This is a genomic window from Stenotrophomonas sp. 05L44_2 (genome assembly GCF_056665995.1).
Window position 1 is genome coordinate 1 of record NZ_JBFTNR010000055.1, and the last position, 10,071, is coordinate 10,071.

Consider the following 10,071-nt stretch of genomic DNA (forward strand, 5'->3'; position numbering starts at 1 on the left):
CACGTACCTCTTCGAATGCGGCCAATACGGGTCAACCTAGGCAGGAGCACCTGACCACTGCAAGCGCGGATGTTGCGCAATTCCGGCGTTCTGCCTTGCGYATCACATTCTTCACGCACTGATCGTGCCCCTTGCCCTGCAGAACCCGTTACAACGAAACAACCCGTCCCTCAGGTAGACGCCCTTGGGAGGGCATCCACGTCACTCCCCTTGCGTGATCGCTTCGCTGGCCGTCGCTGGCGGCGAACCGTGCCGTCGCCATGGATGACGACGGCTGAACATGACCAGATAGCACCCTACCACCCAAACCAGCGCGGCACACCACCCGGCGAGGATGTCCGAGGGGTAATGCACCCCCAGATAGACCCGGGAAACGCTTACCAGCAGGCTGAACGACGGCGCCAGCAGCAGCACCGGCCAGCGCCAGCGGGTATTCCAGGCCAGCAGCACCAGGGTGACCGCCAGGGTCATCGAGCCCATCGCGTGGCCACTGGGGAAACTGAACGTGGATTCCGGCGCGATCGATTCCCACAAGCTGGGCCGGTCGCGCTGGAAGAAGTGCTTGCTGCCCATGTTGAGCAGCGCCGACCCTACGAAGCTCACCGCCACGAAGGTCGCTTCACGCCAACGCCGGTGCCAGGCCAGTGCACCGACAATCAGCACATCGGCCGGGATCAGGAACCACTCGTAGCCCAGCTTCGACAGCAGCACGAACACGTGGTCCAGCCACGGCGAATGCAGGCCGTGCATCTGCCACAGCAGCGGCGCATCGAAATGGAAGGATTCGAACTCGTGCACCTCGTCGGCCAGGGCGACGAATCCGGCCAGCGGCAGCAGCACGCCGGCAAACAGCAGCAGCAGCCGCCAGGCATTGCGCGCCATCCAGTGGCGGAAGCCGGAGGCGGGCTCCGGTGCAGCGAGGATCGTCGGCTTACCCGGCGCTTCGGACATAGGTGCGTTCAACGTAATCATCGATCAGGGCGACAAATTCCTGGGCGATGTTCTCGCCACGCAGGGTCACCTTCTTCTCGCCATCGACGAACACTGGTGCCGACGGTGCTTCACCGGTGCCCGGCAGCGAGATGCCGATGTTGGCATGCCGCGACTCACCCGGCCCGTTGACCACGCAGCCCATCACCGCCAGGGTCATGTTCTCCGCACCCGGGTGCTGGATCTTCCACAGCGGCATCTTTTCGCGCACGTGGTTCTGCACCACCTTGGCCAGCTCCTGGAAGAATTCCGAGGTGGTACGGCCGCAGCCCGGGCACGCCGTGACCAGCGGAGTGAAGGCGCGCTGGCCGGTGGTCTGCAGCAGTTCCTGGGCGACGATCACTTCCTGCGTGCGCGACTGGCCCGGTTCSGGSGTCAGCGAAATGCGGATGGTGTCGCCGATGCCTTCCTGCAGCAGCACGCTGAGCGCCGCCGCCGAGGCGACGATGCCCTTGCTGCCGATACCGGCTTCGGTCAGGCCCAGATGCAGGGCAAAGTCCGAACGCTGGGCCAGGTCGCGGTAGACCGCGATCAGCTCCTGCACGCCGCTGACCTTGGCCGACAGGATGATGCGATCGCGCGGCAACCCCAGCTCGACGGCCTGCTCGGCCGAATCCAGTGCCGAACGGATCAGCGCCTCGCGCAGCACGCGGCCGGCGTCCCAGGGCTGTTCGCGGTGGTTGTTCTCGTCCATCAGCTTGGCCGCCAGGGCCTGGTCCAGCGAGCCCCAGTTGGCGCCGATGCGSACCGGCTTGYYGTAGCGGATSGCRAACTCGATCAGCTGCGCGAACTGSRKGTCCTTCTTCTTGCCGAAGCCKACGTTGCCCGGGTTGATGCGGTACTTSGCCAGTGCYTCGGCGCAGGCCGGCTCGGCCGTCAGCAGCTGGTGGCCGTTGTAGTGGAAGTCGCCGATSAKCGGCACGTYSATGCCCATCATCGCCAGCTTGTCGACGATGCGCGGGATCGCCGCGGCCGCTTCGACCGTGTTGACGGTCAGGCGCACCATTTCCGAGCCGGCACGCCAGAGCTCAGCGACCTGCTTGACGCTGGACGCCACATCGGACGTGTCGGTATTGGTCATCGACTGCACCACGACCGGCTTGCCACCGCCCACGGTGACTCCACCGATCTGGACCGCTTGGGTCAGGCGACGGGGCCAGGAAGTGGCATCGGAGGGGGCTGTAGGGCGGGTGACGGCGTCATGCATGCCGGCATTCTAACGCCCGCCCCGACCTTCCGGGTGTGTCGCATTCAGGCGACAGTCCGGCTGCGGCCGATTGTCGCAGGCAGCCGTCCCCGCGAACGCATACGATGGGCGCGAATGACCGGTCCCGACGCCCCGTTTCTCCGAACCCTGTGCAGCCTGCGCTGGTTGGCCGTGGCTGGCCAGGCGGCCACCATCCTGGTTGCGACCTGGGTGCTGGGGCTGCCCTTGCCGCAACTGCCGCTGTGGTCGGGCGTGGCCRTGCTCGCCGTATTCAACCTGTATACGCAGCTGCGCCCGGAGCCGGCCGATACCGCGCCGCTGACCGCCTTCGGCCACATCCTGGTGGACGTGATCATCCTCACCTGGATGGTCAGCTGGAGCGGCGGCATCGCCAATCCGTTCGGCTCGCTGTTCCTGATCCTGATCGCCCTGGCGGCCTTCGCCCTGCCCCTGCGCTGGGCACTGGCCGTGGCCAGCGCCTGCCTGCTGGGCTACGCCGCCAGCGGACTGTTCGGGCAACCGCTGCCGGCGGGCTATTTCAACGCACTGGACCTCAATCGCTGGGGCGTGATCGCCACCTTCCTGCTGTCCGCTGCGGTCGTACTGATCTTCTCTACCCGGCTGGCGATCGCGCTGCGCGAGCGCGAGCTGGAACTGTCGGCACTGCGCGAACGCTTCGCGCGCAACGAGGGCATCGTCGCCCTGGCCACGCATGCAGCCTCGGTGGCGCATGAACTGAACACGCCTCTGGCGACGATGACCCTGCTCGCCGACGACGTGGCCGAACGCAGCGAAGAACCGGAAGTGCGCGAGGACATGGAAACCCTGCGCGAACTGCTGGTGCAGTGCCGGGAGCGCGTGCTGGCCCTGGCCGCCCCGGCCTCCAATGACGGCCCCGGGCGCGCCCACTCCACGGCCCAGCAGGTGCTGGAGCAATGGCGGCTGGTGCGCCCGACCATCGACCTGCATCGCAACGACGACGCACCGCTGCGCCTGCCGCTGGACCCGGGCGTCGGCCACCTGCTGATGGTGCTGCTGAACAACGCTGCCGATGCCGGCGAGCAGGCCGGCCGTCCGCGCGTCGATCTCAGCCTGCGCATCGAAGGCGACGACCTGATCGGCGAAGTGCGCGACTACGGCCACGGCTTCAACGCCCGCGCCGCCGTGCTGCCGGGCAAGCTGTTCGGCAGCAGCAAGAGTGAAGGCATGGGCGTCGGTCTTGCCCTGTCCCATGCCACCATCGAACGCCTGGACGGCGAGATGTGGATGCGCCCGGCCCAAGGGGCCGGTAGCCGCGTCGGCTTCCGCCTGCCGCTGGCCCCCCGCGAGGAATGACCATGACTGCTTCCACCCTTGGCCTGCTGGTCGACGACGACGAACTCTACCTGCGCACCCTGCAGCGCAGCCTGGCCCGCAAAGGGCTGGAGACGCAGACCGCACAGGATGCCGCCAGCGCGCTGGCACTGGCCCGCCAGCATCCGCCGGCGTTCGCGCTGATCGACCTGAAGCTGGGCAGCGATTCCGGCTTGGCCCTGATACAGCCGCTGCGCGCCCTGCGCGCAGACATGCGGATCCTACTGGTGACCGGCTATGCCAGCATCGCCACCGCAGTGGAGGCGATCAAGCTGGGCGCCGACGACTACCTGCCGAAACCATCGACGGTGCCGATGATCCTGCGTGCGCTGGGCGAGGAAGACGATGGCCCCGCCGATGACGGCGAGATGGAAGTGCCCGATGCGATGACCCCGATCAGCCGCCTGCAGTGGGAACACATCCAGCAGGCGATGCATGAAACCGGCGGCAATGTGTCGGCGGCCGCGCGGCTGCTCGGCATGCACCGGCGTTCGCTGCAGCGCAAGCTGGCCAAGCGGCCGAGCCCGGAACGCGATCCGAGCCGGTGAAGCGTCGTCGTATTCGCCGGGCATGGCCCGTCGCTACCGGCATGACGAAGGGTAGCGCCGGGCCATGCCCGGCGGCATTCCCCGCCCGCGCTCAGCCCTTCAGCTGCGCCAGCAGCTCACGGGTCAGCGGATCATTGATCTGGACATCCTCGCCCTGCCTGGCCTCGGCGTCCACTTCTGCAATCCATTGATCCACCCCACCACGCATCAGATCAGCCCGACTGGGCAGGACGTCGCGCGCAGGGCTATACAGATCGAGCAGCAGTCGGTTGCGGGCCTCGACTGTCATGTCCGCGCCGCCAGACCGCTCGACGATGATGTCAGCGCGCGCCAGGCCCTGCTCATCCACGCACCGCTCGCCATGACGCAGCAGAACCAGCACCGGCACATCGGCGCCCTCCTGCACGGCTGCCTGCAGCCGGTCGTGTCCGTCCAGCACCACGTGTGCCTGCAGGCCACTGACCCACATCAGCAGCACCGGTGGCAGTGATCCTGCCCGGGCCTGCCTGGCCCAGGCCTTGACCCGCCCATCCGTGGCCAGTGACGGTGCCCGCAGCAGGACGGGAGGCAGGCATTCGCCGTGCGTCACGCTCGACCAGTCCAAGGTATCCACCGCCGGTCGGGCCAGCGCATCTGACGCGAACGTGAGCGGCATCCGCGCACGCTCCAGGCCATGCAGCGTCGGCTGCAGCAGCCATTCGCCCTGGGCCAGCGGAGATCGATCCGAACGGGTAAGGGCCTGTGCGAAATGACGTGCCCACGCTGCGGCAGTCCGCACCGGATCATCCGAATGCAACGCCCGCACCTCGGCAGCCGTGATCGGTGGAATGATCGCCGGCGAGGCCGGGGAGGCGCTGCGAAGCAGGTCCACGCCGAAATAGTCGGGCTCCACCCTCGCCCACAACATGGGGCGTTCCTCGGTGCCCACCCGTATCCGGTCCGGCGGGCAGACCGAAACCACAAGCGCAGGGCGCACGGGGGCCTGCACGGTCAGGTGCAGACCCGCCCACACCTCGGGCTGCCTTCGTCGAACGAGGTCGCGCCAGTGCATCGACGCACGCATCCGGCGCGCCGCGCTCAGCCCTTCAGCCGAGCCAGCAGCTCACGGGTCAGCGGATCATTGATCTGGACATCCTCGCCCTGCAGGGCCGGCAGCAGGCCACTGGCCAGCTGCTTGCCCAGTTCGACACCGAACTGGTCGAAAGCGTTGATGTTCCAGATCACCGACTGCACGTACACCGCGTGCTCGTACATCGCGATCAACGCGCCCAGCGCCTGCGGGGTGAGCGCGTCGAGCAGGATCATCGTGCTCGGGCGGCCGCCCGGGTAATCGCGGTGCGGATCGTCGCTGCCCTGGCCGTTGGCCAGTGCTTCGGTCTGCGCCAGCAGGTTGGCCATCAGCGCCTGGTGGTTGACCGTATACGGATCATCGTTGTGCACGCAGCCGATGAAATCGGCCGGGATGATGCTGGTGCCCTGGTGCAGCGCCTGGAAGAAGCTGTGCTGCACATCGGTGCCCGCACCGCCCCACCACACCGGCACGGTGTCGGTGGTGACCGGCTGGCCATCGCGCTGCACGCGCTTGCCCAGGCTTTCCATCACCAGCTGCTGCAGGTAGGCCGGCAGCAGCGCCAGGCGCTGGTCGTAGGTCATCACCGCATGTGTGGCGTAGCCCAGCAGATTGCGGTTCCAGATGTCGGTCAGGCCGTGCAGCACCGGCAGGTTGCGCTCCAACGGCGCGTCCAGTGCATGCGCATCCATCTGCGCGGCACCTTCCAGCAGCTGCTCGAAGCGCTCGAAGCCGATGGCCAGTGCGATCGGGAAACCGACGGCCGACCACAGCGAATAGCGGCCACCCACCCAGTCCCACATCGGCAGCACACGATCGGCGGCGATGGCGAAGGCCTTGGCGGCGCGTTCCGGATTGGCGCTGACCGCGTACAGACGGTCGCTGCCACCCAGCCAGTCATGCAGGATCTGGCCGTTGAGCAGGGTTTCCTGGGTACCAAAGGTCTTGGAAATGAGGATGCCGGCGGTCTTCGCCGGATCCAGCGTGGCCAGCGTGCGCTGCATGGCGGCGCCGTCCACGTTGGACACGAAATGCACGCGCAGGCGTGCGCCTGTGACCGGGCGCAGCGCATCGGCGACCAGTCGCGGGCCGAGATCGGAACCGCCAATGCCGACGCTGACCACATCGGTCACGCCGCTGTCTTCCAGCGCGCGCACCAGCACGCCCATGCGCTGGCGGATGCCGCGCGCGGTGGCATACGCCTCGGCCGCCACCGGCGCATCGACTACGTCACCGCGCAACGCAGTATGCAGCGCAGCGCGGCCTTCTGTCAGGTTGACCTGCTCGCCACGGAACAGGCGCGTGATGGCGCCGCCGACATCACGTTCGGCAGCCAGCGCCAACAGCGCCTGCAACGCTGCGGCATCGTATTTCTGCCGGGCGAAGTTGACATACAACGGACCGACCCGCAGCGCCAGGTCCTGTACACGGCCGGGTTCGGCGGCGAGCAGGCCGGGAATGCTTGCGCCCTTCAGGCGCTGGGCGTGGGAATGCAGCGAGTCGAATCCGTTGTTCGTTGTCATGCGGCCTGGGTCGGGATCGTGTCGTTGGTGTGGGAAATCTGGTTGTTGCCATCCACGTACACCAGCTTCGGCTTGAAGCTGTCGGCTTCCTGCTCGGTCATGCTGGCGAAGGCGGCAATGATGATGATGTCACCGACCTGCACGTGGCGCGCGGCGCCACCATTGAGCGAGACGACGCCGCTGCCGGCTTCGGCGCGGATCGCATAGGTCGAGAAGCGCGCACCGTTGGTCACGTCCCAGATGTGCACCTGCTCGAACTCACGGATGCCGGTGGCAGCCAGCAGGTTGTCATCGATGGCGATCGAGCCTTCGTAGTTCAGCTCGGAATGGGTGACGGTGGCGCGGTGGATCTTGGTCTTGAGCAGGGACAGGTGCATGGGGGCGCTGCAACGGCAAAGGAAAGAGCGGATTCTAGCACCCACGCGGCAGCGGTCAGGTAGCGGCCGCAGGATGCTGAAGACCGTTCAGCCGGTGCGCTGCTGCGCGCCCGGCGATGGCGCCGCGGCACCGGCCAGCACGGCCCGGAACACGGCATGGAACGCCAGTCCGGCCATCAGGCCGAATCCGGCCGCCACCAGTACCGAGAAGGCATAGCTGGCCCAGTCGAAGTTGCCCGCAGAGGACAGCTGGCTCATAAGAGCACCGCCAGAGCCGTCGGGCCAGGCACAGGTGGCCATGGCCAGCGCGCCCAGCCCTGCCCCGACCAGCGCGAACCACACCCAGCGCAGGCGGCCGGAAGACAGCAGGATCAGGCCCATCGGCAGCAGCACCGCCACGGCGTGGGCGAAGGCCAGTACGAACATCAAGGCGGCCRCCAGCGCGGCCGTGGCCACTTCCTGGCCGAGACTGAGACCGGCAATCAGGCCACCGATCACCAGCGAAGGCAGCAGCGCGGCGGCGAACACCGCCAGGATCGCCGCCACGGCGCGGCGGCCGGGGCTGGCTGGAAACGAGGTCATATCGGCAGGTCATCCTTGTCCGGCGAACACGGGCGCCCACTGCGGGCGCCCTGCACAACCGCGCGGGGCGGTTCAGAACTCCAGGTTGTCGATCAACCGGGTGGTGCCCAGGCGCGCGGCGATCAGGGCCACGCGGCCGCCACCATCGAAACTCGGCTCGGCCAGCTCCGGAGTGCGCAGTACCGCGTAATCCACCTGGAAGCCCGCTGCCYGCAGCGCAGCGACGGCGTCGGCCTCGATGCGTTCACGCGCGTGCCCGGCCACATAGCCTTCGCGCATGCCCAGCAGGGTGCGGTGAAGGGTGGTCGCCAAGGGGCGCTGCTCGGCGCTGAGGTATTGGTTGCGCGAGCTCTTGGCCAGGCCATCCTCATCGCGCACGATCTCGGCACCGACGATCTGGATCGGGAACGACAGCTCGGCCACCATCTGCTTGATGACCGCCAGCTGCTGGTAGTCCTTGCGGCCGAACACGGCCACATCCGGCTGTACCTGCAGGAACAGCCGCGCCACCACCGTGCACACGCCATCGAAATGGCCCGGGCGGCTGGCGCCTTCCAGCACCTCGCTGACGCCAGGCGCATGCATCTGCGTGGTCTTGTCCACGCCCAGCGGGTACATCGCTTCGACGCTGGGCAGCCACACCGCATCGCAGCCCACCTGCTCCAGCCCGGCCACATCGGCTTCGGGGGTGCGCGGATAGCGGCTGAAATCCTCGTTCGGCCCGAACTGTGTCGGGTTGACGAAGATGCTGGCCACCACCTTGTCGGCGTACTGCTTTGCCAGGGTGACCAGCGCGTGGTGCCCGCCGTGCAGGTTGCCCATGGTCGGCACCAGCGCCACGCGCAGGCCCTCGCCCTTCCACTGCGCGATCTGCGCGCGCAGCGCACCGAGTTCGTTGAAGGTCTGGATCATTGGGCGTACGCGTGTTCTTCGTCGGGGAAGCTGCCATCGCGCACGGCATCGGCGTAGGCACGGGTGGCGCCGGCCACCGAACCGCCTTCAGCCAGGAAGTCCTTGACGAACTTCGGGCGACGGTGGCCGCTGTCCAGGCCGAGGAAATCGTGCAGCACCAGCACCTGGCCGTCGCACTGCGGACCGGCACCGATACCGATGGTCGGCACCGGCACCGCGGCGGTGACGGCAGCAGCAACCGGGGTCGGCACGCATTCGAGCACCATGATGCTGGCACCGGCTTCAGCCACGGCCTTGGCATCGTCCACCAGCTGGCGCGCGGCATCGCCACGGCCCTGGATCTTGAAGCCACCCAGGCGCAGCACCGACTGCGGGGTCAGGCCCAGGTGCGAACAGACCGGGATCTCGCGCTCGACCAGGTAGCGGATGATGTCGACCTTGAAGCCGGCCCCTTCGATCTTGACCATCTCCGCACCCGCCTGCAGCAGCTGCAGCGAAGCATCCAGCGCGCGTTCCGGGGTGGCATCGGCGCCGAACGGCAGGTCGGCGATCAGCAGCGCACGCTGCAGCACGCGGGCGACTGCGCGGGTGTGATAGACCATGTCGGCGACGGTCACCGGCAGGGTCGAATCGTGCCCCTGCACGACCATGCCCAGCGAATCGCCGATCAGGATCAGGTCGACGCCATTGGCATCGAAGGTGCGGGCGAAGCCTGCGTCGTAGGCGGTCAACATGACCAGCTTCTGGCCATTGCGCTTGGCCTCGGCCAGGGCGGGAACGGTCCAGGGCTTGCTGTCTGCGTGGGTGCTCATGTGCTGATAACCGGGGGAGATAACCCGGGCATTATCACCCTAACGGCGCGATCCCGCAGGCATCCACCCGCATCACTGCATCCCGTACGCGACCGTGGCCGGGAATGGCCAGATCGGCGGCGATTTCGGCCAATGGCACCAACACGAACGCACGCTCGTGCAGGTAGGGATGCGGCACCTTCAGCTCGGGCAGGTCCAGCACCTGCTCGCCGAACAGCAGCAGGTCCAGATCCAGCGCACGCGGCCCCCAGTGCACGGCGGGGTCGCGTACGCGGCCGAAGCGCTGCTCCAGCGCGAGCAGGGCCTGCAGCAGCTCGACGGCGGGCAGATCGGTGTCGACCGAGGCCACTGCGTTGACAAAGGGTGGCTGGTCCTCGTTGCCCCATGCCGGCGTCGCGTACAACCGCGACGCCTGCGTCAGCCGGGTTCCGGGCAGCTCGTCCAGCGCGGCAATGGCCGCGCGGACGGTGTTGGCTGCGTCGCCAAGATTGGCACCCAGCCCGATCCAGGCACCGGTCATGGATTACTCGGCAGCACCGGCAGCTGCGCCATCGGGACGACGACGGCGACGACGACGCTTGCGCGGCGCTCCACCCTCCTCATCGCCGGCATCGCTGTGCAGGGAATCCAGCGACGAATCCAGCTCATGCCCGGACTGCGCCTGCGCTTCGCGCCAGAACGCGACGTCGGCTTCGTGC

At 67.7% G+C, this 10,071-nt stretch carries 11 protein-coding genes and 1 pseudogene; 2 read left to right on the top strand and 10 right to left on the bottom strand.

The window, feature by feature from the left end; all coding sequences use genetic code 11:
* Positions 1-201: 201 nt before the first annotated feature.
* Both AC1VAN_RS03325 and ispG read right to left on the bottom strand, forming a co-directional pair.
* Positions 202-951, bottom strand: a complete 750-nt coding sequence (locus AC1VAN_RS03325) for a phosphatase PAP2 family protein (RefSeq protein WP_025878803.1) — start codon at positions 949-951, stop codon at positions 202-204.
* A complete protein-coding gene (gene ispG, locus AC1VAN_RS03330; RefSeq protein WP_480985265.1) occupies positions 932-2,197 on the bottom strand; it encodes a flavodoxin-dependent (E)-4-hydroxy-3-methylbut-2-enyl-diphosphate synthase in 1,266 nt (421 codons plus the stop codon). The genes AC1VAN_RS03325 and ispG overlap by 20 nt, the downstream gene beginning before the upstream one ends.
* Positions 2,198-2,311: 114 nt before the next feature.
* On the opposite strand from ispG, the gene AC1VAN_RS03335 reads away from it, so the two are divergent.
* Together AC1VAN_RS03335 and AC1VAN_RS03340 are read left to right on the top strand one after the other, a co-directional pair.
* Entirely contained in the window at positions 2,312-3,532 is a 1,221-nt protein-coding gene (locus AC1VAN_RS03335) for an ATP-binding protein (RefSeq protein WP_480985266.1), read from the top strand.
* Positions 3,529-4,098 carry a response regulator transcription factor gene (locus AC1VAN_RS03340; protein ID WP_032952096.1) on the top strand — a complete coding sequence of 190 codons (570 nt, stop codon included), beginning with the start codon at positions 3,529-3,531 and terminating at the stop codon, positions 4,096-4,098. Before AC1VAN_RS03335 ends, AC1VAN_RS03340 begins: the two co-directional genes overlap by 4 nt.
* Positions 4,099-4,189: 91 nt before the next feature.
* Here AC1VAN_RS03340 and AC1VAN_RS03345 read toward each other — a convergent pair whose 3' ends face one another.
* The 8 genes and pseudogenes from AC1VAN_RS03345 to AC1VAN_RS03380 all read right to left on the bottom strand — a co-directional run.
* On the bottom strand, positions 4,190-5,149 hold the full coding sequence (locus AC1VAN_RS03345) for a hypothetical protein (RefSeq protein WP_442251909.1): 960 nt from the start codon (positions 5,147-5,149) through the stop codon (positions 4,190-4,192).
* 26 nt (positions 5,150-5,175) lie between these two features.
* Complete coding sequence (gene pgi, locus AC1VAN_RS03350; RefSeq protein WP_478013585.1) at positions 5,176-6,690, bottom strand: glucose-6-phosphate isomerase; 1,515 nt, start codon at positions 6,688-6,690, stop codon at positions 5,176-5,178.
* Positions 6,687-7,067 (bottom strand): aspartate 1-decarboxylase, encoded by a 381-nt coding sequence (gene panD / locus AC1VAN_RS03355; protein ID WP_004153087.1) that lies wholly within the window; start codon positions 7,065-7,067, stop codon positions 6,687-6,689. Before panD ends, pgi begins: the two co-directional genes overlap by 4 nt.
* Positions 7,068-7,154: 87 nt before the next feature.
* Positions 7,155-7,649 (bottom strand): hypothetical protein, encoded by a 495-nt coding sequence (locus tag AC1VAN_RS03360; RefSeq protein WP_480985267.1) that lies wholly within the window; start codon positions 7,647-7,649, stop codon positions 7,155-7,157.
* Between the two features lie 72 nt (positions 7,650-7,721).
* Positions 7,722-8,561, bottom strand: coding sequence for a pantoate--beta-alanine ligase (gene panC, locus AC1VAN_RS03365; protein WP_480985268.1), 840 nt, complete (start codon positions 8,559-8,561; stop codon positions 7,722-7,724).
* The gene (gene panB / locus AC1VAN_RS03370) at positions 8,558-9,373 is read right to left on the bottom strand and encodes a 3-methyl-2-oxobutanoate hydroxymethyltransferase (protein ID WP_025878796.1); all 816 of its coding nucleotides are present in this window, start codon (positions 9,371-9,373) and stop codon (positions 8,558-8,560) included. Before panB ends, panC begins: the two co-directional genes overlap by 4 nt.
* Before the next feature lie 34 nt (positions 9,374-9,407).
* Positions 9,408-9,893, bottom strand: a complete 486-nt coding sequence (folK, locus tag AC1VAN_RS03375; RefSeq protein WP_093820004.1) for a 2-amino-4-hydroxy-6-hydroxymethyldihydropteridine diphosphokinase — start codon at positions 9,891-9,893, stop codon at positions 9,408-9,410.
* A 3-nt stretch (positions 9,894-9,896) separates the two neighbouring features.
* Positions 9,897-10,071: pseudogene (locus AC1VAN_RS03380) on the bottom strand (polynucleotide adenylyltransferase PcnB); the annotation flags it as partial.